This window comes from Chitinophaga sp. Hz27, assembly GCF_042263525.1.
Lineage (GTDB): Bacteria > Bacteroidota > Bacteroidia > Chitinophagales > Chitinophagaceae > Chitinophaga.
On sequence record NZ_JBHKFJ010000006.1, the window covers coordinates 40,691 to 62,036 of the forward strand.

Here is a 21,346-nt window from a genome sequence, read left to right on the forward strand (position 1 = left end):
ATAATAAATTCAGAATTTACTGAAATTAGTATCTTTGCTCAAACAGTGAACAAATGAGACTAACCAGACAGAACTACCTTCACCAAACTATATAGTTATAATACCCAACACCCTAATACTAAATTCATGAAATTTATTGCTCTGATTGTGGCAGTATTGATGTCAGGAGGTGCATTCGCTCAAATGCGCTGTATTATAGCTACAAGTTATCTTAAAATAAAAAAATCAGAAGAGAAGAGAGTAAATAAACCAATTACTATTTGCTGGGATGATTCCTGGTTTGGCTTTACTGCTTCAGAATATGGCACACGGGCTTTTAGAATAACCTCCTTAACTAATTCAAATAATGATGAAGGGTTTGTTGAATCCACATTCATAAATTCTGAGAGTGGTACAAATCTGGAAGGAGATTATCATATACAAATTGTCTATGGAAAGAAAAAAACAGTACTTATTACCTTTAGTAGGTTTGGAGAAGCTCTTGCTGTTCAGGCTGATGCGCTAAATGGTTCAATGGCTCTCCCGTCAAGTAAATTTATTGTACAGCAGATGGTAGACGCAAAGGATAAACCTCCAGTAAATACTGGATTAGATGCCTCTCTTTTGAACTCTAGCACCGATTTCACTAATAAGCGAATGATTATTTATACTTATGCAGAGCTAATGCCAGAATATATAGGAGGGCCATTAGCATTGGATAAATATATTCAGGGCCGAATAAATTCTTTAGAAACAAGACCAACACATCAAACTATATTTGTAAATTTTCTTGTGGATACCAGTGGTATTATTCGTAATATTAGATTAAAAGGGTTTAATAATGACGAGAATGCCACAAGACAAGCCCTGAAGATTGTGAGTGAAATGCCCAAATGGCTACCAGGAAAGGATAAGGGTAAGCCTGTCAATGTAGAATACACAATTCCAATAAAGTTTTAAATAATCCTGATCATGAAAAAACTTATTTTAGGTACTGCGATGCTCCTTGCCTTTAATGTCGCAATTATGTTAACTCAGATGTCATGTAGTAAAGAAAGCAAAGCACAAACTACAAATCCTTCTGGTTATATACCACAAAACAAATTTTTGATATTGGAAAATTTGAAGGGGTCAAGCACCAAACAACAACTTCTAATTGTAGACTATGCAGGTCAGCCTCAATCATCAATCTCTCCTCTCATATTACCAAATGGTGTTACTTTTGACCAGGGGCGTGTTACACCAGATGGGAAAACTATTATTTTTACAGGAGTAGTGACAGGTGCAAATGGAGCGAGCAAAGTATATTCAATGAATATAGATGGTACAAATATGAAGGAGCTTTTATCAAGGGATCCTAATAATAGTGAGTTGGAACTGATGAATACGTATTAACATTAACGAAGTAGCCCACTTAGGTGGGTTTTTTAATACGATATATTTTCAGTATTTATCATAAATATGTAAATTACTATATTTTCAAAATATTTTGAAAATTCAAAAATATCATTACCTTTGATTAAGTGAACAATGAAAGTGTATATAACCCACTTTCTCTATATTCTTTCATCCTGAAAGTATTTCCTTGTGACAGGTAAAAGAGGACAATTTTTAAAGGGTAATCAGTTATGGAGCCTGCGCCAATCACATGGACGTGATCCTCTTTTGATTTATCAGGATAAAGAAATATTAATATCTACAGCCACAGAGTATTTCCAATACTGTATAGAAAATCCAATTCTGAAAGAAGATTATGCAGGAGGGATGGCTAAGAAAGTGACAAGGAAGATCCCGCGTCCATTTTCTGAGCGTGCCTTCTGTGTGTTTGCTGGTATTTCGCGAAGTGGATGGATTGAATTTAAGAAAAGAGCAACAGACGATTTTTTGGACATCATTAGACGTATTGAGGATATAATCTATAATCAAAAATTCGAAGGGGCAGCAGTTGGTATCTTTAATGCGAATCTGATATCTAGGGACTTAGGACTTGTAGACAAAAAAGAGATAGATCAAAAGGTAATCACAGTTACGGTAGAAGGGGAAGATGAAAATACTGATGATGAATGATAAACGTAAGATGGCCCAGATGGATTAGAATAATTAACCTGGCATTCGTTTGCCTAGTAGGTTGCCTAGATCGGTTTCTCATATTGTATGGGAGTAGAGGTTCATCTAAATCTGATTTTGTTGCTAAGCTTTTAGTATTTAGATGTTTAACTCATAAGTACTTTAAGTGCATACTATACCGAAAGAAGTATAACACTATTCAGGAGAGTAGTTATGAGAATATCAAGCAGACTATTATCTCTCTGGGGTTACAGGAGCTCTTTACATTTAGAACAAGTCCACTGCAGATAATCTGCATTAATGGGAACAAATTCATCGCCAGAGGAGGCGACGACCCCGCATCATTGAAATCCATAAAAGATCCAACATGTGTGTGGTATGAAGAAGATATCCCGAATGAAGAGGACTTTGCCACTATATCTCTAACAATAAGGAGCATTAAAGCGGATGTGTTACAGGAAGTATTCACAATCAATCCAGAGGTTGAGGGAGATTTTACTGATAACTGGTTCTGGAAAAGGTTCTTTGAAGGCAAACAGGAAACTAGCTACCGGTCAACCATGGCGGTAACTGTGGAAGGGCGACTTGTAGAGTACTCAGTAAGGGTTCACCACAGTACTTACACAGACAACCGCTGGTTGCCTGACCAGGTAAAGGCGCAGATCGAATCCTACAAACATACAAACCCTTACAAGTACGGCGTGTATGCTAAGGGCTTGTGGACAATCAAGGAAACTGGAGGGAATTTCTATAAGCTCTTTTCAAGAGACAAAAATACCGGACCAACAAAATACACAGCGGCGCTGGCTTTGCATATTACATTTGACTTTAATGTCGTGCCATATATGACGGCGTGCATCTGGCAGATCATCGGTAAAGAGGCTCTGCAAATCGCTGAGATTTGCTTGCCAACACCTAACAATAGGACAGAATCAGTTTGCCGGGAAATCATCCGAATGTTCCCTGGCCACACGGCCGGAATGTTCATTTATGGTGACCCTAACGGCATGAAAGAAGACACCCGGTCAGAAAAAGGACAGAATGACTACACTATCATTCTAAAAGAGTTGAAGCAATTCAAGCCTGCACTTAGAGTGGCCAAGTCTGCACCTTCGGTGGTAATGCGAGGAAACTTTATTAACACGGTTTTTGCCACTGGCTACAATGGATTGAATCTGGTAATTGGTGCTGAATGTAAAAAGACAATTACAGATTACATGTTCCTGAAAGAGGATAGTGATGGAACAAAGGCAAAGACCAAGGAGAAGGACACGCAGACAGGACGGCCATATGAGAAATATGGGCATACTTCAGATGCGAACGACTACTTCATTTGCTATGCTTTCGCTGACGAGTTCAGCTCCTACCAGCGAGGTGATAAGAAAGTTAAGGTGACCACAGGCAAAAACACAAGTAAGAATAATTATTGAGTCATGTCATATATAGTTCAGGCAGATTTTAAGAAGCAAATACAGTTGGAAAACCTGAATCAAATCATTGGTTCAGATCAATCTATTTTGAATAGTTCTATCCAAGCTGCGCAAAGTGAATGTACTAGCTATCTCATTCAAAAATATAACCTGACAGCAGAAATAACAGACCTTTTACCATGGTCGCCTATAGTAATCTACTCGGCTGCTCAGCGCGTCACAGTTGATTATCAGTCCTATGATGGCAATAATATTTATGCTGTCAATGACTGTGTTACCTATCAATCTTCTGGATATATATGTACTGAAAGCACTACTGGTTCGTTCGATCCATCCAAGTGGGTGTCATTGGGGCAACAATTCGCCATCTACCATGGCACTATGCCTAATCCATTATTTAATGTATACAATACTTACAAGGTAGGAGATGTAGTATACTGGACAGGGAATACTTATACCTGCCAGAAGGCTACGGTAAATGCATCGCATGAAGGATTGTTGCAGGTTGGGTTCTATCAAAATGCACCACTACCAAATATTTTCCCAGACGACCCAGCCACTGGGGTAATTTACTGGGGCCAGCCTACACCATATACAATTCCTGCCGGCACCTTACCTACTAATAACAAATGGACCCTTGGTGATAATAGAGATCAGCAGTTGGTATTGTATATGATTGATATCGCATTGTATCATGTGCATAGTCGCATATCACCACGAAACATACCAGACTTGCGAGTAAAACGGTATGATGATGCTGTTGCTTGGTTAAAGAATGCGAAGAATGGAGAGGTGACGGCGGCAATGCCTTCGAAGCAGCCACGTCAAGGTGGGCGGATTAGATATGGTGGGGTTGTTAAAAACAATAATATTTACTGATATGAATAAAGAACAGGTAATAGAAATCATTTCCTTTCTCCTAATAATGATGCTAGTAATAGGCATAGTTATGCTTGATTTATTGACCTGGTACTTAGCAATTGAGAAGAGTGGGATGTTCGGAGTTGCTGCTGGTCTTATAGTGAATGCTATTGTAGGACTATACCTTATGGGGCGATTTATTAATCCGTCAAATCAAAGTAGATGAGCTTTCTTGGTAATATACGTAATGCGGTACAATATGGGTTGACCGGACAACCATCTCGACCGGCTATTATTGCTGATCCCCAAAACAAAGGTGCTATCAGGAACTTAGGCAATACAATTGCGCCTGTACAGTTACAGCGCCTACGTCACGATGTGCAGATGTGGCGTGAAGCCATAACCGAAGCTGAACTAGCATGGTACCCCCACCGTGTAAGGATGCAGCGACTTTATATTGACACAATTCTAAATGGGCATGTTGGGTCACTTATTGAGCGTCGTACTGATTTATCTTTATTACGTGACTACAAAGTATGTGACAAGAAAGGTGTGGAAAGTGAAATATTCACGCAGTACTTCCGAGAACAGGACTGGTTTATCGACTTCCTTGGATACTCGCTTGATGCAATATTCTTTGGTTATTCATTGATTTCTTTAGGCGATATTAAGTATGATGCCTTCCCTGATTTATCTCTTGTGCGCCGATGGAATGTTTCGCCAGATCGCCTACAAGTAACACAGTTGGTATATTCTCTAGATGGAGCCAATTTTACAGAAGAGCCTTATAGTGATTGGCATATATGGATCAAGACTAAGAGTGAAACCGGAGTAAATAATTGTGGTTATGGCCTATTTTATAAAATTGGTCTTTATGAAATACTGCTCCGCAATACTCTTGGGTATAATGCTGATTTTGTTGAATTATACGCGATGCCATATCGGGTTGGTAAGTCCTCAAAAACAGAAGAGTCTGAACGTGCTGAACTAGAACTAGCATTACAAAGTATGGGATCAGCGGGTTATGCAATCATTGACCCTATGGACGACATAGAGTTTTTAGAAACCAAATTAGGTGGTACTGGGTGGGAGTCTTATGATAACCTAGAGCAAAGGTGTGTTAAAACAGTAACTAAGCTGATACTTGGACATGAAGACGCTATGAGCAGCACACCTGGTAAACTAGGTGCTGGTGGCAAAAAAGAAGACAATCCTGTTACAATTGCCTTACTATCTAAGCAGACTAAAGATGGGCGTTTCTTGGAATCATTGGTAAATAAACAATTATTACCACGTATGCGCAGGCTAGGCTTTCGTATACCAGAAACGCTTCATTTCGAGTTCAAAAATGATGAAGAGAGAGAGGCATTTAGGCGCCGGGAAGACGAAAGCAATCAGGCTACTGCAAAAATCTATCAAACTATTAGCCAAGCAGGAGGAAGTCCAGATTGGGAGTACTTTACAGATAGAACTGGTATCCCTGTTCAGGCATCGATGGATCCTACCAAATTGCCTCTTGAATCAGGGAGCGATTCTGAAGAAAGTGAAGAGGAGGAAGCAATGGATGAAGATGTAGTGAAAAGTATTGATAGAATACAGAACTCACTGAAAAACCTATATTCCAAATGAACCCAAGAGCAGTTAATGAAATGTTCAAAGGAGTATACAAGGGTATATATACCTCACGTAATCTCCCAGTGAAGTATTATAATTCAGTAAATAGGAATCTTCGAGGCGCATTAAAAGCTGGATTTGGATCAAAAAAAGGGTTATCTGGTTTTTATGGTGATCTTGATATCAACATACAGGCATTTTCTGGAGCTAAAACCTATCAATTGACCAGGGAATTACAAGTACTGGTTAAAAAGTCTAAAACATATAATGAGTTTGTAGAAAAAGCACTTCCAGTTTATGAAAAGCATGAAAGTTGGCTAGTAGCAGAAGATACAACCGTTAAAGCATCTGCAATACAAGCAAAGTTTTGGAAACAGGCTGAAAGAGATATTGACATTTTCCCAAACCTAAGATATTCAACAATCGGCCAGGCGTGTGACATATGTAGCAGATTTGAAGGCATTACAGCCCCAGTAGGGGCAGCTATATGGAACAAATATGCCCCACTTAATCATTTTGGGTGTTTCTGTATATTAATTCAGGAAGATGGTTATGCAAAACTAACCAGTAGCGGTACTATTAGAAAGGTAATGGAAGGAGCTGAAAGCAAGGTGAATGAATATTTTAAGCAGAATGTTGGTATAACCAATACAATATTCCCTGCATCACATCCATACTTTACTGAAATCCAAAAGAAGGATAGGGCTTTTGCTAAAAGGAATTTCGACTTACCAATAAAATAGTATGGCAAAGCAAAAATTTGGATTTGATGTTGTGCTGGCAAATTTTCGACAGAATGAAATGAAGTTGATTCGTGTGTTAGCTGTGGCAAACAAAAATTATTTTGTTGAATCATTCAAGCGTCAAGCGTGGGGAAATAAGCCATGGCAAGAGGTGAAAAGAAGAATCAAGGGGACTTATGAATATAAATATCCTAAGAGAAAAGATCTTTCACGTAGAAGAAAGCCAATCCTGGTAAAGAATGGGATATTGAGACGAAAGGTGAGCACAAGTATCAAGCAGGTAACCACAAAGGAAATAAAATTTGGCGTCGACCTACCATATGCTGCAATTCATAATGAAGGTTTGAGAATGGTAAATGGCCGGAAGATGCCAAAGCGTCAATTCATGGGCTGGAACAAGGAGATTGGTGCATTGAATAAGAGGACAATCGATCAATTTGTACTAAATAGTTTTAAATAATGGCTGGGATAAAAGCACCGATAGTAGACATTCTAAATAGATTGAAGGAGATTGACAGTCTTCAATTTATCCGAATATGGAATAGTCAACTTGAATATTTGGAGGATGGAGGGAATTATGATTTTCCAAAACCAGCAGCATTTTTAGAAGTTATACCAGGCGCTCAGTTTGATGCTTTGTTAATGGGTTTTGCCTCTGCTGATCTGGTATTTAGGATTCATCTTGTTCATGAATACTATGATGCTCAAAATGGAACCTTTGAGCAAGACTTAGTAGTCTTTGATCTTAGAGATTCTATTGTTAAAAGTCTAACCCTATTTGCACCAAATACTTGTGGAGCATTAACCTTATTTTCAGAAGGGCAGGATTTTGACCATAATAATATCTATCACTACACAGTTGATTTTTATTCAAATTTCATTGACTCTACCGGGTCCCCTCTTGATCCTAATAGTGGCAAGTTTATCACCAAAGATCCACCAACATCCATTGTTATTAATTCACAGATAGTAGACGCCATCGTTGGCGTTGAGGCTAATGCAAATTTTCCGCACCCAGAATATAAACCATATATCCCACAAAAATAATGGCACGACAGGTAACTCAAATACAACAACAGATGTTAGATCAGGTAGCAGCAGACCCTGTGCTCAGCCCTTTATTAACATCAACCAGCAAAAGAGCTATTTATAGACTATGGACCTTTATCCAAGCTACTGCCATAGGCACATTGGAGCAAATAATGGATGTGTTCAAAGGAGATGTGGAGACTATGATTTCTAAATCCGCACCAGCATCTGCGCCTTGGTTACAACAAAAGATGTTTGAATTTCAGTACTCAGCGGATAATCCTCAGATTGTACAATTAATTGATTTTGCGCCAAAATATCCAGTACTGGATGAGACATTGAGAATTATTTCAAGATGCAGTGTATCTACAGATATTGCTAATAATGTAATTATAAAAGTGGCACAAGGCGAGCCTCCTTTTGCGCTTTCCAATAGCCAAAAAAGTGCACTTCAAACTTATGTAAACACAATAGGCGCTGATGGCATTTCTTATATTGTTGTTAGTAATGAATCGGATTACCTGTTTTTAAAAGGACAGGTATACTATAATGGGCAGTATAGTGATGTAATAAAAGACAATGTCCTTCAAGCAATAAATAACTTTCTTTCAGGGCTTCCATTTAATGGCCAAATGAGGATATCTAACCTAGAATTGGCAATTAGAGGAGTGGCCGGTGTTACAGATGTTCTTTTACAGAATGTATCCGCTAGATCGTATAATACGGCATTTGGAGCCGGGACCTATCTTGTAATCAATAATCAGGTTGTGTCGCGTTATTGGCCAACAGTCAGCGGTTATATTGTTGGGGAAACGACCTCTGGTAGTACATTATCTGATACAATATCTTTTATTCCAGAATAATGAGTATTTATAATATTGATACAGGCCAGAAGGCAATAGAGGCTACCCCACCAGATAAAAGGTACCCTATTTTCATACATTGGTTATTGGCCTTATTCAAGCCTTTGCAATGGTTGGCCGATTTGAGTTTCAGTAGCTATCGTACTGGCAGTAATGCTGTGTCCTGGATATCTGGGGTTGTATATTATAAGTATGACCGCGTGTTATTTAAGCAAACTGTTTATGAATCATTAACCGACAATAATACACTAGTACCAACGGATCAATCAGGATGGATGGTTGTTCAGCAAAATTTTGTGGGAGTCTTTGAACGAATACTGTATAATGGGAATAAGCTTGTATTTGAATATGCAATCAATAAATACTTCGGATCGATGTTTCGCCAACCACCTGGCATTTCTGATATATATACCGAAAATAAAGTAAAGCCCTTAAATGTATTTGTCGTAGGTGGTACTGAACGGATTTCATCTATCACTTATTCCTCCTATAGTAACGAATTTATTATAAATCAGTATGTTTTCTCTCCATTCTCAAATCTTATCATATATGTCCCGGTGGCTGTTTTTCATTCTATTGATACTGACCCAATGAATGCAGAGCGAATAATTAGAAATTTTGCAGATCAGTATTTAGTAGCAGGAATAATTTATACAGTGCAAACATATTAAACATGAAAAAAATTAACATTAGTTCGGTTTCAGATTCAGTAGGAATGCCTGTAAAGGCTGGTACAATTACTCATCTACAGTCAGCCTATCAGGAAGCTGTAGCAGCGCTTGGATCTTCAATCGCTGGCAGTGGATATGATTCAACAAAGGTCTATATTTTGACGGGATGCCAAAATATTGGAACAGGTATTAATTATAATATCTCGGCTGGATCTGTGTTTTATAATGGGGAAGTATATTTAGTAGATGCAACCAATTTTACAATTGTGTCGCCTAATAATGCAGCCATTAGTATTGTTCCTAGCGCGTCAACCACCACCGGCTTGACATATTTCAGTGACCCTACCGCTGATCCTGTACAGTTCACAGATGGTATCCAGCGAAATGTACATGAGATTAGAAAATGTGTGATACAGCCAGGCCTGAGTGGAGGAGGTATAGCGGATTATAATAATTGGATTGACGTAAACAGAAGAATCCAAGGTGCCATTGGGCAAATTGTAATGTGGAAGTGGCCGACAGGAGATCCTATTAGTAAGTATTGGGATATCAGCTCTGGTTCAGGTATACACCCATATACCATTGGCTGGCAGCTCTGCAATGGTAAAAATGGTACAATTGATATGAGTGGGTGTATGCCTGTGCAATTTGATCCTGGACAACCCGAGTTCTCAATCCCATATGTAAGCCGTGGAGGTGAAAAGACTCATACATTGTCAATTTCAGAACTGCCTATATTCACTCCTAAAGCAAGTAATTCTGACGCTGATTTGCATATCGTTACCCGTAAGACAAATGCACATTCTGGCTTAGGTCTGAATAATGTTTCTGATGGATACGAGAGTGAGATTGCCACATTAGCCCCCATAGGTGGCGGCGCAGCTCACAATAACATGCCACCTTACATTGCTTCGGCCTATGCACAAAGGATATCTTAAAACTAGAACTATGTCGAAAGGAACAGTGAAATCAATTACACATGAAAGGAGGGTATGCTCTTATCCTCCTATAAAATACTTTATGCTATTTAATGCCTACAAAGCAGCCAATGATTTAAAACCTGGCGAAGCAAACAATGAGATTATGAAGCACTTTTTTGATAGTATGCCGGCAAGTGAGATTGAACGTATTCGCAAGGTTGCCGAATCAAAGAATAGTTATTAATAGATTCCACTCTTAATCTATTAAAGTACGTTCCCTAACATGCATTTGGCCCATTTTAACAAATCTTATCAGGAATTTGAGCTGGTTGTGAAATAGCGCTATAATATTCCTCCATAGACCCAACTATTTCGAAGATTGTCTTGCCTAAAGGATTAATTTTAAAATTATGGTAGACGAATCGTAATAGGCACTCCATATCACCTTGACCCTTCAAGGAAACTAGCAAGCATTCATCTAGTATAGTGGTAGTAAAATCGATGCTACTTACACTATAGTATGATGCCAGTTTAGACACCACATCAATAAGGCGATCTGTCAATGATCCATTTACACCAGCAACCTTCATTCTTACTTTGAATTGCTCCATAAACCGCTCTCGCTCTGCGTTTCCAGTAATCCAAGAAATGGTGGATTTTTCGATATAGTTCTTGAGTGTTTGAATGCTCATTGTAGGGTGGTGTTTTGTTAGATGCAGTAGTGATGCAGTATACGAATTGTGTGCTACACGAACCCTCAAAAAATATCATCATGATACCTTAGTATCATGTACACAGTGAACATTGAATCTGATGAGCCAATAATGCTCCTCAATCGCCATATTGGATATGATGCTGACCTAGGGTATGGCATCATGGGCGATCAATTTCAAGCTGAACTTCTGCAGCTTGATTCAATGGGCAAAAAACGTATTCAAGTTTGGATTAATTCTCCTGGTGGTAGCGTATTTGAAGGCTACTCCATTTATAATGCAATTCTAAAAAGCAAAACCAAAGTTGACACTTATTGTGTCGGTGTAGCAATGAGTATGGCTGCTGTAATCTTTCAGGCTGGCCGAACTAGGTACATGGCCGATTATGGCATTCTAATGTATCACAATCCATTTGATTCAAATGACCCAGAAGCCAAGAACGAAGTACTGGAACAGATGCGGAGGTCTATGGTTAAAATGATTTGTGAGCGCAGTGCCATGAATGAGGATGCATGTGAGAAAATGCTGAATAGAGAAACCTTCATGGATGCTTCTGAGGCCTACGATCTTAAACTGTGTGATGCCGTAGAACAGAGTTCGGATTACAATCGCAAGCGCCTTGCCACAGTAACAAATGACCAAAAGGCAATGTGGAAAGAGGCCAATGCTGTGATTAACCAGCAGATATCAAAACCACAACTACAACCAATTCTCAATAGAAACATAAAATCTACAAATATGAGTATGCTCAAAACAACCCTGGCACTTGGCCTGGTTGAAGGTGTTCCTGAAGATGCAATCGTGAACGCCATTAAAGGCATCCAGGACAAAGCATATAATGCTGAAGCCACAGTGGTGTCATTGAACAAAAAAGTTACTGACATCGAGAATGCCAGCAAAAAAACAGTGGAGGAAAAAGAGGCCAAGATAGCAGATCTGGAAGATAAGCTAACTAAAGGAGCAGAAGATTTGAAAAAACTGAAAGACGAGTTAACTATCCTCAAAAAGGAAAAAGAAGATGCAGAGGATTCGGCTAAGTCTGCTGCTGCTGCTGCGATGGTGCAAAGTTTTGTTGCCTGTGGTAGAATCAAAAACGATGAATCTATTGTGGCCAAGTGGACTGATAGAGCTATCTCAGATATGGATGGCACAAAAGAGCTCCTGGAAACACTTCCTCTTAACAAAACGGCTGTAACTCTACAGGTGGAAAATACATTGGCCGCTGGCGAATTAAAAACTACCGCAGCTGGCTATGCAGCAAAACTGAAGACCCGGCTGAAACAGGAGGGCCGCAGATTATAACAATATACTCTAACAGAAAAATATCCTAAAGATGTCTTTAGTTATTAATGATACTTCATATGCCGGTGACTTTGCCAGCTATTTCTGGATACCGGCAACCTATAATATGAGCACTGTCGAAAAGGGAGCAGTTTATGTTAAGGATGGAATTAAGAAAAAACATACAATTGGCCGAGTAGACTTCTCTCGTCCCCTTCAGCCACGACAAGCAACGCCAATTAGTAAGGGTGTGTTTACCATCGATGGCCGAGATCTTGAACCAAAGGATGTAATGCTCTATAATGAGTTTAATCCTAGGGACTTTGAAGCACACTGGCTGGCTGAGCGACAGAGCCCAACTCTCTTAGCTCGCGAACTTCCAGTAACAGCAGAACATTACATGCTTCAAATGGCCCTAAATCGTAGTATGGAGCAGTTGGAAAATGGCTTATGGATAGGTTCTGTCGACTATGCTGATAATGTCGACGAAGAGGATCCTAGATTTCAAGTTCAGTATTTTGATGGATTTATCAAAAAAATGATACTGGACGCCGCAGTGCGAAAGGTGGCAAATCCTGGACCACTTACAGCTGCGCCAACTGGTTCGGGAAATGTAAATATTGCTGATGCCTTTAACGCACAGTTATCCTTAGCAGCGCAATACAAAAAGGCGCTTCTAGCAAAAAACACCAGGTATCAGCGGTTGAAATTCTTTGTTTCGATCAATACTGAGCAAATCTACCATGACTTCCTGACTACTTCTCAAACATTCAAAGGTGTAAATACCACTGAACGCGGGATTAACCTTTACAAGGGATATGAGGTCGTTCCATTGGCTGGTATGCCTGACAATACAGTTGTTCTTGCAGAAGGACTCCCGGATACTGATTCTAACCTATATGTAGGCATGAACAGCACGGAAGACAATCAGTTGCAGTTGATGCGCCTGCAGAATAACTCTGAATTGTTCTTCATCAAAGGGCTCATGAAATACGATGTTGAATATGGTTTCTCTGAAGAGGTTTTTCTGTATACCACTTTGACAATCTCAGACTTCCAACCATGAGCATCGATAACTATCTAATTATTAAAACACAGTGACGTGAAAAAAATATTTATTCTCATTGCCATAACTATTATTTCCGTAGGCGCTTTTGCTCAATCAACTGCGCCACGGTTTGGCATTACGCCCAACAGTGACAATACTGGCCGTCTTTTGACTTATGCATATAAGTCTTTCACGGACGCAACTGCAGCTGATACTGCAAAAGTAATTCCCGCTGCATATAGCTCTACCTACCGTGTCTCTCTAACTGACAGCCTTGGTATTCAAATAACCAGTGTTGGTAGTTCGTATGCCGATGACGATATCACAGTGATCGCCTCAGGAGCGTCAGGCACCAAAGTGAAATTTATTGGTTCCAATTTTATTAGTGCAGGTACGGCGACCCTTACCGCCGGTGGCCGGGCCATCATTCGTTTCAAATTTGATGGCGCCAAATGGGTGGAATCGTCCAGGGTAGTACAATAAAATCTAATTCATGACAGAGCAGTTAAGACACTTTATACTTAATAATCCATCTGTGCCTCATCTCTTCCTGAATGCGTCAGGTGATTTTGTAACAGGGCCATGTAATGGATTTAGGAAGGTGTTAGTATCTGACCTGGAGGAATCTGAAATCTTAGGCAATGAGCCGGATAGTAAATCAGATACCGCGTCAGACGAAAATGCCTTATCTGAAATCTTAGGCAATGAGCCGGATAGTAAGGTGAGACCTGATAACCGAAAAAAAACAAAATAAAAATGGCGTTAAATAACGTTCGTTTCGTTTTAGGGCAAGGTGGACTTGGGCGGCCCTTACCAGGCCAAGACCATATATCCGGTATAATTTTCTACACCTCGAATCTTCCATCCGGATTCTCGAATACTAACCGTATCAAGCAGTTCTTTAGCGTTTCTGATGCTGAAGCAGCTGGTATTCTTGGTAATTATAATGATGAGACACAAGCAACCGCCTCATATTTGGTGACAGCGGTTGGTGCTAACGGTAATACATTGAATATTTCTGTCACTGAGCCTTTCGGGATAGTAGTCAATCTCGGTGTTTATACTAAATCAGCATCAGAAGCAGCAGTAGGAGATGTGGCCAGTGCTATTGCTGGAATAATCAATTCAGGAACCTTGATGCATGGGTATACTGCTACTGCTAATACAGCCACAGTCACAATCAAGGCTAGAAAAGGCCTAGGTGTTGCCTTAAACACAGGCACTCCTATAACGATCACTATCGTTGGTACTATTGCTGGTACTCTAACACAGTTTACAGGCGGTGTTGGCTCTGCTCAAGCAGTGTGGCACTATCATATTTCTGAATATTTCCGTATCCAACCACAGGGAAACTTGTATGTTGGATTTTTCGCTATACCAGGATCCTATACTTTTTCAGAAATCGCCACATTGCAAAACTACGCAAACGGCGAAATCAGGCAGGTTGGCATATATAAAGACGGTGCTGCTTTCAGCACCGCCGATTTAATCGCTATTCATGGTGTTTGTAATACTCTTGCAAATACCCATAAAGAGATAATTGGTCTTTATGCTGCTGATTTGTCTGGTACTACAGATATCTCAATCTTAACAGACTTATCTACACTTTCTGCGAATCTTTCAAGTGCTATAATTAGCCAGGATGGTGCTGCTCTTGGAGCACAGCTTTTCTATGCATATGGGAAAAGCATAACCACCTTGGGAGCAACACTAGGTGCCATATCACTCGCTAAGGTAAGTGAAAGTATAGCTTGGGTACAAAAATTCAATATTAGCAATGGAACTGAGTGTGACACTCTTGCCTTTGCTAATGGTAAACTATTTAGTGATGCTTCCATCTCTGATAATTTACTATCAACCTTGCAAGACAAGCGGTATATCTTCTTGCGAAAATTTGTTGGCATAGCTGGATCATATTTCAATGAGAATAGCACGGCTATATCTGTCACATCAGACTATGCCTATATAGCTGACAATAGAACGATTCAAAAAGCTACACGTGGGGTTTACCAATCCCTTGTACCAGCATTGAATGGTCCAATTGTTTTAAACTCTGATGGAACACTTACAGATACTTACACATCTTACCTGGAGACCTTAGCGGAAACGAATCTCAACCAAATGGTTCGCGATGGAGAACTAAGTGCGCAGGATGTGGTAATTAACCCACAGCAAAATGTACTGCAGACAGGTCAGGTTGTGATTACTATAAGTTTAGTTCCAATCGGCACGGCTAGGAATATTATCGTCAACATAGGCTTTAACGTATCAATAAATTAATCATGGCAACTACTGCTTTAATTAATGGCATCTCCTATTCATGGGCCGACACTAAACTAGTGTTGTTTGGTGTGCCAGTAGTTGGGATTACAAAGATTTCATACAAAAGGAAACAGAATAAGACCAATAACTATGGATTTGGAATGGAGCCAGTTGCCCGTGGGTATGGTAATATCGAGTATGAGGGGAGTTTAGAAGTTTATCAGGAGGAGTGGCGCCGAATTATACTGGCATCGCCCAACAAGGATCCTTTCCAAATACCAATGTTTGACATTCCTGTATTATTTGGTAACAATCCTCTTACGGCCAGTAAAGATATTTTAAGGGCTGTAGAGTTTAACGAAGAAGGCTTTGATGCCTCACAAGGTGATACAAAACTTTCAATCACAATCCCACTTATTATTGGGAAAATAGACCACCTGCAATGAAAAAAACAATAAAAGTAATGACCGAAGAGGAAATTCAACAGAGAGCTGATGAACTAACAATCAAAGTGGAAGCAAAGGTAACACCTTTTGTTTTCACTGGTGATTCCGAAGATGACCAAGTGATTGGCTACTTCAAAGAGCCTAAGCGCGACGTTAAAATTAAGATACTTGATAAAGCACAAGCAGGAATCGCATCTGCAGCCGAGGATCTTATGAACTTGTGTGTTATTAAAGAAGCCAGTGATGCACGAATTTACAGTGATCTACCTGAAAACGATACGTATTACATGGGGGCTGTAATGGAAGTACAAAATCTGCTCAAGTTTTCGGTAAATGTTCTCAAAAAAAAATAGAGGAGCATAGGATAGAAAATAATAGCGATTACTTCCTTAGGATAAGTGCCTATATACGTTACTATTTGCATGAAGACACAAATGGAATGACAGATGAAGAACTCGCAGTGGCCTGGGGTCAGCTGCGATTTGTTTTAAAACAGCTTGACCAATTGAAAGAGGACTAGATGAATGAGTTTGTACAATACACACTTTCTTTAAAAGACCTGATCACAAATCAGTTAAAAAGTATTGACTCGTCAGCTAAGGGCGTAGAAGCGACAATGGGCAACCTGCAAACCACGATTCATACTGTGGGATCAGCAATAGGGTTAGCCTTTGGTGTCCATGAAATAGTTCATTTTGGGAAAGAACTCTTAAATGTTACCGCTGAATTTGAAGGATATAACAATGTAATTAAATATGCATCCCTCGATGCTGCAGATGCAGAAGCTAATGTAAAATACCTCAATGATGCCGTAACAAGGCTCCATCTCCCAATGAAAGAGGCCACTGAGCAATTCAGCGAATTGCAGGGGGGCATGTACGGCACTGGCATTGAGGGTCAAAAGCTTAGGGATGTATTCGAGGGTATTTCCGAAGGATCTGCCGTTATGCATCTTACTGCTGACCAATTCAGTAGGACGGTTTATGCTCTTAAGGAGGTTGGGGAACTAGGTACGCTTCAGACTCGCCAAATGAGAATGTTGGCTATGGCGCTTCCAGGATCTATGAAGCTAGCGGCGGAATCCATGCATATGAATACCGCAAAATTTCATCAGGCTATGGAAGAAGGTGATATTAAGGCTGGAGATTTTTTGCAGCGATTTTCTAAAAGGCTTAGGGAACATTTTGGATCTGGTTTGGCCAATGCGGGCGATTCACTAATCGCGAAAATGAATGACACTCAAACCGCATTCATGAAACTGCAAATTGAAATGGGTGAGAGTTTAAGACCTCTATATATTTCAATCATGCAAGGGTTGATAGATTTGGTGGGGAACTTAAAGTCATTATGGGAATGGGGTATGAAAAACAAAGAATTGCTTTCGGATATAGCTAGAGTATTAATAGTTGCAGCCGGAGGGTGGATAGCATATAAAGGGATTATGTTCGGAATATATGCACTTACAAGATTGAATGTTTTTTGGCAAGGGTTGCAATATGCATCTATTACTCTACTTGGAGATGGAATGCTTAAAGCTTCCAGCTTTACAAAATTTATGGCAGGTGCCCAGGTAATGCTGAATAATGCATTTCGTGCTAATCCTATCGGGTTTATATTAACTGCATTAACTGCGTTAGCGGCGCTATTGGTAACGTTATATAACAGAGTAGGGTGGTTCAGGGGAGCGGTATGGGGAATGGTATTTATTTTTAAAGAGTTTGGTCGTATTGTATCTGATATTTTTAAGGGTATAGGCATGCAGATAGATGGCCTCCTGCATTTTAATGTCGATGAGATAAGAAATGGTGCCAAAAAGGCAATAGATGCAATATATGATTCTGGAAAGCGATTAGCTACGGCGGCCCGAGAAGGTTATCAAGCCGGTATAGCTGATTTTAATAATTCCAAGCAAGGAGCTGGGATAGCTGCGCCGGTTTCGCCAGCAATAAGCAATCCGAGTGCCTCCATTCCTGGTTTGTCTGAGACTGAGTCTAAAGATAAATCAACAAAGGTTTCTGGAAAGAAAGTTTATACAATAAATATTAAAATTGATAATCTGATTAAAGATTTTTCAATAAAGACCACAAATATAACAGAGAGCGCACAAAAAGTTAAAGAACTTGTAACGCAGGCATTACTAAGTGCAGTAAATGATTCGCAAATTATAGCAGGTAAATAATGGCAACAAATCAGTTTGTAGGGCGTGTCTTGGAAGCGTATAATATGCAAAATGTACAAATTATACATACCAATCCATATGCTGGAAAGATTAACTCATCACTGCCAGCTGATAAGGAACTTTATAAGTCTGCTTTAGGAACTCCAGTATTGACTGATATAACATTTGAAAGCGTTAGATATACAAATGAAGCAGGACAAATTTTAGTAGTCCCTTCTATTACATTAACAACTGTGCTTATTACTGTATCGAAGCCATTGAATATTGTTTCGACCCAGATACCTGGAGGTAAGGGGACAGTTAAAGAGTACATTGGCCAAGGGGACGCCACAATTACTATTAATGGGATATTACCTGGCGGCAATGGAAGGTATCCTCAGTCAGAAGTTCATGCATTAGACCGGATGTTAGCGGCCCCTGTTGCTAAGCCGGTAACATGTGCATATCTACAGAATTTGGAGATATATAATGTGGTAATTACTGAATATTCATTCACACAAGAGCCAGGTGGATATTCTCAACAGCTTTTTTCTGTAAATGCTATAGAGGACAGTCCTGTTGAACTGCTTATTAAAAATGTTTAGGTTAATTGTAAATATCACCTTTAATCAGCAACCAACTGCTGATTTTCCCAATCGCAGGGTAACAATCGTATTCCCTTTTGTATCAGAATTTGAAAGTTCAGACTCATGGGAAGACTTAACCAACAAGGCCAAAATTACTCTTCCAAAGAATGTTTATGTAAGAAATGAAGCTGGAAGGCCAGTGTCAATATATGGATCAAATGTAAATATTGGTGGATTCTCTTCCAATACTCCTCTATTCCTTCGAGGGGATAAAGTGTCTGTGCAGGGAGGTTACAAGTATATAGATAGCACGGGGAATGAAGTACTACAGACCTCGGTACTATTTACTGGATACATTTCTCAAGTGACCAGCAAAAAACCATTTGTTCTTGAGTGCGAAGACAATATGTGGAAGCTAAAGCAGATAGTCGCGTCGAACAAGGTGTATTCTGCTAATACCACCTTGGAGAATATTCTAAAAGATCTTTTAACTGGTACTGAATTTACAGTAAATGCTCTAACAGAAACAACCTTTGGTCCGTTCAGAACGAATAATGAAACTGTCTGCGAGGTGCTTGCAAGGCTCCAAAAGGATTATCACTTTGAAAGCTATTTCCGCGGCAATGAATTAAGAAGTGGTGCTCAAGTTTATTTGGAGTCTGATGCAATTGCGAGTGGTAAAAAAATATTCATTTTTCAACAGAATATAATTTCAGATGATTTGGAATATCAGCGAAGAGACGATGTTCAGTTATCTGCCATTGTCTACAGCATAAATAAAATTGAAGTCAATAGTTTAACGAAAAAAGGCAAGAAAAGAAAACGGCATGAAAGATTGGAAGTCCTGATAACACAACAAAATGGTCAGCTAGTCGGAAAGGTTAAGCCGCCTGGAGCGAAAGCAGAATTTGCTCCCAATACTGCTGGGGAAAGAAGAACATTGTATTTCTGGAATGTATCGAGTTCCGCAAAGCTTATGGATCTCGGTAAAAAAGAATTACAGAAGTACTACTATACTGGTTTTAAAGGGAAATTCACAACGTTCGGGATTCCGTATGTTAGACAAGGAGATAATGTGGATATAATAGATAGCATCCTTTCAGAGAGGAATGGTAGATACAAGGTAAAATCTGTAGAGTATAAGATTGGAGCCGGGGGTATGCGACAGGAGATAAACTTGGATTACCAAATTGCAAAACTTGATGCAAAAGGCAATGTAATATGAGTGATGGTCAAATCACTAGAGCTGTACGTCAATTAGCAGGTGTAGACCTTCAAGATAGTATTGAACTTATTCTATGTTCGGTTGATTCTGTTAATGAAGAGGAAAATACTTGTGTTTGTACCCCTATAAATGGACAAACTACTGTACCACTAATAGATGTGCAGTTAATGGCTGAAGTTAATGATGGTGTATTGATTGTACCGGCTATAGGAAGCTCCGTTATGGTGCTTGCTTCTAAATATCAATCACCCGTCGTCGTAATGTTTAGCTCCTTGAGTAAAATAGAAATGATTGTTGGAGGAGCTTCGGTGGAAATAAGAGATGGTAAAATTACTTTAAATGACGGCTCTTTTGCCGGGTTAGTAAAGGTTATAGAACTTACCAATAGGCTTAATTTAATTGAGACGAAAATTAATGACATGATATCCTTGTTTAATAATCATATTCATACTGGTGTGCAAACTGGGAGTGGTAGTAGTGCAGTTACATCTACGCCAATTTCTGGAACATTGACACCTACAACACAAACAGATATAGAAAACACAGAAATAGTACATGGCAGTCAACTATGACATTTACTTAATGAAAAATGATATTGTTATTCGTGATGGTGATTTTGTTATTGGAGAGTCTGATGAACAGCACATTATGGATACAATAAATGGATTTCCAGGATGGTGGAAAGAGAATCCAGTTGATGGGGTAGGTATTTCTAGTTATTTAAATTCATCCGGTCAGGAGCAAAGTATTGCCAGGGCAATAAAGCTTCAGTTGTCTTCTGATGGTTATCGTGTTGATAGTCCAACTATAAGCTATGGAGATGACGGGAGGTTGATTATAAATCCAAATGCTTTAATTCAATAATGGCGATTAAAATTTTCATAGCGGTATCGGGACAGAGCATACTTGATGTATGCCTTAATTGTTACGGAACACTGGATTATTTATTGAAGTTGATTATAGACAGCGGATATGAGGATATAAATATGGTCCCTGTATCAGGACAAACGTTTTTATATGATGATTCGTTGGTGGTTGATACAAATGTTTTCAAGCAAACTACATTATCGGGAGTTTTTTTTGCGACCAATATTAGCAACAATGGAAATCTGCAATCAGAGATTGAACAGAATCCGAATGGAAATACGAATCATAATCAGAGCCCTTCATATCCATATGTGCCAGTTAATCCAGTGAATAATATGTATCAGAAAACAGAAAGCACCTTCTATACAACAGCTATTAATGGCGAAACGTTAATCACATTAACAGATAATGAAGGACACCCACTTACTAATAAAACCATTTTGCAGGTAGAGTTAGAAACAAAGCCTCTTAAATCAACTGAATTTACGTGGAATCCAAACACATCACAGATAAGCATTCCCAAGGGGATGTTTAAAAATCAAACGCTATTTGTTCTATACCAATCAATGATAACAGTGTAAC

The 21,346-nt window shown here is 39.3% G+C and carries 27 protein-coding genes; 26 read left to right on the plus strand and 1 reads right to left on the minus strand.

The window, feature by feature from the left end; translation table 11 throughout:
- Positions 1–126 precede the first annotated feature (126 nt).
- The 13 genes from ACE38W_RS14890 to ACE38W_RS14950 all read left to right on the plus strand — a co-directional run bounded on the left by ACE38W_RS14890 (position 127) and on the right by ACE38W_RS14950 (position 10,421).
- Positions 127–939 (plus strand): energy transducer TonB, encoded by an 813-nt coding sequence (locus ACE38W_RS14890; RefSeq protein ID WP_375832033.1) that lies wholly within the window; start codon positions 127–129, stop codon positions 937–939.
- Positions 940–951: 12 nt separating this feature from the next.
- Positions 952–1,374, plus strand: coding sequence for a hypothetical protein (locus tag ACE38W_RS14895; protein ID WP_375832034.1), 423 nt, complete (start codon positions 952–954; stop codon positions 1,372–1,374).
- 192 nt (positions 1,375–1,566) lie between these two features.
- Positions 1,567–2,046, plus strand: a complete 480-nt coding sequence (locus ACE38W_RS14900; RefSeq protein WP_375832035.1) for a terminase small subunit — start codon at positions 1,567–1,569, stop codon at positions 2,044–2,046.
- Complete coding sequence (locus ACE38W_RS14905) at positions 2,043–3,476, plus strand: PBSX family phage terminase large subunit (RefSeq protein WP_375832036.1); 1,434 nt, start codon at positions 2,043–2,045, stop codon at positions 3,474–3,476. Before ACE38W_RS14900 ends, ACE38W_RS14905 begins: the two co-directional genes overlap by 4 nt.
- A 3-nt stretch (positions 3,477–3,479) precedes the next feature.
- A complete protein-coding gene (locus ACE38W_RS14910; RefSeq protein ID WP_375832037.1) occupies positions 3,480–4,355 on the plus strand; it encodes a phage protein Gp36 family protein in 876 nt (291 codons plus the stop codon).
- A gap of 204 nt (positions 4,356–4,559) precedes the next feature.
- Positions 4,560–5,966: a DUF935 family protein gene (locus tag ACE38W_RS14915; RefSeq protein ID WP_375832038.1), complete on the plus strand. Its 1,407-nt coding sequence runs from the start codon at positions 4,560–4,562 to the stop codon at positions 5,964–5,966.
- Positions 5,963–6,694 carry a hypothetical protein gene (locus ACE38W_RS14920; RefSeq protein WP_375832039.1) on the plus strand — a complete coding sequence of 244 codons (732 nt, stop codon included), beginning with the start codon at positions 5,963–5,965 and terminating at the stop codon, positions 6,692–6,694. The genes ACE38W_RS14915 and ACE38W_RS14920 overlap by 4 nt, the downstream gene beginning before the upstream one ends.
- A 1-nt stretch (position 6,695) precedes the next feature.
- Complete coding sequence (locus ACE38W_RS14925) at positions 6,696–7,154, plus strand: phage virion morphogenesis protein (protein ID WP_375832040.1); 459 nt, start codon at positions 6,696–6,698, stop codon at positions 7,152–7,154.
- A complete protein-coding gene (locus ACE38W_RS14930; protein ID WP_375832041.1) occupies positions 7,154–7,741 on the plus strand; it encodes a hypothetical protein in 588 nt (195 codons plus the stop codon). The genes ACE38W_RS14925 and ACE38W_RS14930 overlap by 1 nt, the downstream gene beginning before the upstream one ends.
- Entirely contained in the window at positions 7,741–8,586 is an 846-nt protein-coding gene (locus ACE38W_RS14935; protein WP_375832042.1) for a hypothetical protein, read from the plus strand. The genes ACE38W_RS14930 and ACE38W_RS14935 overlap by 1 nt, the downstream gene beginning before the upstream one ends.
- Positions 8,586–9,257 (plus strand): hypothetical protein, encoded by a 672-nt coding sequence (locus ACE38W_RS14940; RefSeq protein ID WP_375832043.1) that lies wholly within the window; start codon positions 8,586–8,588, stop codon positions 9,255–9,257. The genes ACE38W_RS14935 and ACE38W_RS14940 overlap by 1 nt, the downstream gene beginning before the upstream one ends.
- Positions 9,258–9,259: 2 nt before the next feature.
- Complete coding sequence (locus ACE38W_RS14945; protein WP_375832044.1) at positions 9,260–10,195, plus strand: hypothetical protein; 936 nt, start codon at positions 9,260–9,262, stop codon at positions 10,193–10,195.
- Between the two features lie 10 nt (positions 10,196–10,205).
- Positions 10,206–10,421, plus strand: a complete 216-nt coding sequence (locus ACE38W_RS14950; protein ID WP_375832045.1) for a hypothetical protein — start codon at positions 10,206–10,208, stop codon at positions 10,419–10,421.
- Positions 10,422–10,476: 55 nt separating this feature from the next.
- On the opposite strand, the gene ACE38W_RS14955 is transcribed toward ACE38W_RS14950, so the two are convergent.
- A complete protein-coding gene (locus ACE38W_RS14955; RefSeq protein WP_375832046.1) occupies positions 10,477–10,869 on the minus strand; it encodes a hypothetical protein in 393 nt (130 codons plus the stop codon).
- Positions 10,870–10,965: 96 nt separating this feature from the next.
- Here ACE38W_RS14955 and ACE38W_RS14960 point away from each other — a divergent pair, with 96 nt between their 5' ends.
- The 13 genes from ACE38W_RS14960 (at position 10,966) to ACE38W_RS15020 (ending at position 21,345) form a co-directional block, all read left to right on the plus strand.
- A complete protein-coding gene (locus ACE38W_RS14960) occupies positions 10,966–12,192 on the plus strand; it encodes an ATP-dependent Clp protease proteolytic subunit (RefSeq protein WP_375832047.1) in 1,227 nt (408 codons plus the stop codon).
- A 31-nt stretch (positions 12,193–12,223) separates the two neighbouring features.
- Positions 12,224–13,237, plus strand: a complete 1,014-nt coding sequence (locus ACE38W_RS14965) for a hypothetical protein (protein ID WP_375832048.1) — start codon at positions 12,224–12,226, stop codon at positions 13,235–13,237.
- 36 nt (positions 13,238–13,273) lie between these two features.
- A complete protein-coding gene (locus ACE38W_RS14970; protein WP_375832049.1) occupies positions 13,274–13,702 on the plus strand; it encodes a hypothetical protein in 429 nt (142 codons plus the stop codon).
- 10 nt (positions 13,703–13,712) lie between these two features.
- A complete protein-coding gene (locus tag ACE38W_RS14975; protein ID WP_375832050.1) occupies positions 13,713–13,973 on the plus strand; it encodes a hypothetical protein in 261 nt (86 codons plus the stop codon).
- A gap of 2 nt (positions 13,974–13,975) precedes the next feature.
- The gene (locus tag ACE38W_RS14980; protein ID WP_375832051.1) at positions 13,976–15,499 is read left to right on the plus strand and encodes a DUF2586 family protein; all 1,524 of its coding nucleotides are present in this window, start codon (positions 13,976–13,978) and stop codon (positions 15,497–15,499) included.
- 2 nt (positions 15,500–15,501) lie between these two features.
- Entirely contained in the window at positions 15,502–15,927 is a 426-nt protein-coding gene (locus tag ACE38W_RS14985; RefSeq protein ID WP_375832052.1) for a hypothetical protein, read from the plus strand.
- Positions 15,924–16,280: a hypothetical protein gene (locus tag ACE38W_RS14990; protein WP_375832053.1), complete on the plus strand. Its 357-nt coding sequence runs from the start codon at positions 15,924–15,926 to the stop codon at positions 16,278–16,280. Before ACE38W_RS14985 ends, ACE38W_RS14990 begins: the two co-directional genes overlap by 4 nt.
- A gap of 167 nt (positions 16,281–16,447) precedes the next feature.
- Positions 16,448–18,106, plus strand: a complete 1,659-nt coding sequence (locus ACE38W_RS14995; RefSeq protein ID WP_375832054.1) for a tape measure protein — start codon at positions 16,448–16,450, stop codon at positions 18,104–18,106.
- Positions 18,106–18,690 (plus strand): DUF6046 domain-containing protein, encoded by a 585-nt coding sequence (locus tag ACE38W_RS15000; RefSeq protein WP_375832055.1) that lies wholly within the window; start codon positions 18,106–18,108, stop codon positions 18,688–18,690. The genes ACE38W_RS14995 and ACE38W_RS15000 overlap by 1 nt, the downstream gene beginning before the upstream one ends.
- A complete protein-coding gene (locus ACE38W_RS15005) occupies positions 18,683–19,897 on the plus strand; it encodes a hypothetical protein (RefSeq protein ID WP_375832056.1) in 1,215 nt (404 codons plus the stop codon). Before ACE38W_RS15000 ends, ACE38W_RS15005 begins: the two co-directional genes overlap by 8 nt.
- Complete coding sequence (locus ACE38W_RS15010) at positions 19,894–20,469, plus strand: hypothetical protein (protein ID WP_375832057.1); 576 nt, start codon at positions 19,894–19,896, stop codon at positions 20,467–20,469. The genes ACE38W_RS15005 and ACE38W_RS15010 overlap by 4 nt, the downstream gene beginning before the upstream one ends.
- Positions 20,453–20,761: a hypothetical protein gene (locus tag ACE38W_RS15015; RefSeq protein ID WP_375832058.1), complete on the plus strand. Its 309-nt coding sequence runs from the start codon at positions 20,453–20,455 to the stop codon at positions 20,759–20,761. Before ACE38W_RS15010 ends, ACE38W_RS15015 begins: the two co-directional genes overlap by 17 nt.
- Positions 20,761–21,345: a hypothetical protein gene (locus ACE38W_RS15020; protein WP_375832059.1), complete on the plus strand. Its 585-nt coding sequence runs from the start codon at positions 20,761–20,763 to the stop codon at positions 21,343–21,345. The genes ACE38W_RS15015 and ACE38W_RS15020 overlap by 1 nt, the downstream gene beginning before the upstream one ends.
- Position 21,346 lies beyond the last annotated feature (1 nt).

What these genes read in the sequence shown, in the direction of transcription:
- ACE38W_RS14980 (WP_375832051.1), top strand. Translation starts at nt 13,976, where the DNA reads ATGGCGTTAAATAACGTTCGTTTCGTTTTAGGGCAAGGTGGACTTGGG.
- ACE38W_RS14945 (WP_375832044.1), top strand. Translation starts at nt 9,260, where the DNA reads ATGAAAAAAATTAACATTAGTTCGGTTTCAGATTCAGTAGGAATGCCT.
- ACE38W_RS15010 (WP_375832057.1), top strand. Translation starts at nt 19,894, where the DNA reads ATGAGTGATGGTCAAATCACTAGAGCTGTACGTCAATTAGCAGGTGTA.
- ACE38W_RS14935 (WP_375832042.1), top strand. Translation starts at nt 7,741, where the DNA reads ATGGCACGACAGGTAACTCAAATACAACAACAGATGTTAGATCAGGTA.
- ACE38W_RS15020 (WP_375832059.1), top strand. Translation starts at nt 20,761, where the DNA reads ATGGCGATTAAAATTTTCATAGCGGTATCGGGACAGAGCATACTTGAT.
- ACE38W_RS15015 (WP_375832058.1), top strand. Translation starts at nt 20,453, where the DNA reads ATGGCAGTCAACTATGACATTTACTTAATGAAAAATGATATTGTTATT.
- ACE38W_RS14965 (WP_375832048.1), top strand. Translation starts at nt 12,224, where the DNA reads ATGTCTTTAGTTATTAATGATACTTCATATGCCGGTGACTTTGCCAGC.
- ACE38W_RS14890 (WP_375832033.1), top strand. Translation starts at nt 127, where the DNA reads ATGAAATTTATTGCTCTGATTGTGGCAGTATTGATGTCAGGAGGTGCA.
- ACE38W_RS14925 (WP_375832040.1), top strand. Translation starts at nt 6,696, where the DNA reads ATGGCAAAGCAAAAATTTGGATTTGATGTTGTGCTGGCAAATTTTCGA.
- ACE38W_RS14955 (WP_375832046.1), bottom strand. Translation starts at nt 10,869, where the DNA reads ATGAGCATTCAAACACTCAAGAACTATATCGAAAAATCCACCATTTCT.
- ACE38W_RS14950 (WP_375832045.1), top strand. Translation starts at nt 10,206, where the DNA reads ATGTCGAAAGGAACAGTGAAATCAATTACACATGAAAGGAGGGTATGC.
- ACE38W_RS14910 (WP_375832037.1), top strand. Translation starts at nt 3,480, where the DNA reads ATGTCATATATAGTTCAGGCAGATTTTAAGAAGCAAATACAGTTGGAA.
- ACE38W_RS14920 (WP_375832039.1), top strand. Translation starts at nt 5,963, where the DNA reads ATGAACCCAAGAGCAGTTAATGAAATGTTCAAAGGAGTATACAAGGGT.
- ACE38W_RS14905 (WP_375832036.1), top strand. Translation starts at nt 2,043, where the DNA reads ATGATAAACGTAAGATGGCCCAGATGGATTAGAATAATTAACCTGGCA.
- ACE38W_RS14915 (WP_375832038.1), top strand. Translation starts at nt 4,560, where the DNA reads ATGAGCTTTCTTGGTAATATACGTAATGCGGTACAATATGGGTTGACC.
- ACE38W_RS14995 (WP_375832054.1), top strand. Translation starts at nt 16,448, where the DNA reads ATGAATGAGTTTGTACAATACACACTTTCTTTAAAAGACCTGATCACA.
- ACE38W_RS15000 (WP_375832055.1), top strand. Translation starts at nt 18,106, where the DNA reads ATGGCAACAAATCAGTTTGTAGGGCGTGTCTTGGAAGCGTATAATATG.
- ACE38W_RS14975 (WP_375832050.1), top strand. Translation starts at nt 13,713, where the DNA reads ATGACAGAGCAGTTAAGACACTTTATACTTAATAATCCATCTGTGCCT.
- ACE38W_RS14960 (WP_375832047.1), top strand. Translation starts at nt 10,966, where the DNA reads ATGTACACAGTGAACATTGAATCTGATGAGCCAATAATGCTCCTCAAT.
- ACE38W_RS14990 (WP_375832053.1), top strand. Translation starts at nt 15,924, where the DNA reads ATGAAAAAAACAATAAAAGTAATGACCGAAGAGGAAATTCAACAGAGA.
- ACE38W_RS15005 (WP_375832056.1), top strand. Translation starts at nt 18,683, where the DNA reads ATGTTTAGGTTAATTGTAAATATCACCTTTAATCAGCAACCAACTGCT.
- ACE38W_RS14930 (WP_375832041.1), top strand. Translation starts at nt 7,154, where the DNA reads ATGGCTGGGATAAAAGCACCGATAGTAGACATTCTAAATAGATTGAAG.
- ACE38W_RS14895 (WP_375832034.1), top strand. Translation starts at nt 952, where the DNA reads ATGAAAAAACTTATTTTAGGTACTGCGATGCTCCTTGCCTTTAATGTC.
- ACE38W_RS14940 (WP_375832043.1), top strand. Translation starts at nt 8,586, where the DNA reads ATGAGTATTTATAATATTGATACAGGCCAGAAGGCAATAGAGGCTACC.
- ACE38W_RS14985 (WP_375832052.1), top strand. Translation starts at nt 15,502, where the DNA reads ATGGCAACTACTGCTTTAATTAATGGCATCTCCTATTCATGGGCCGAC.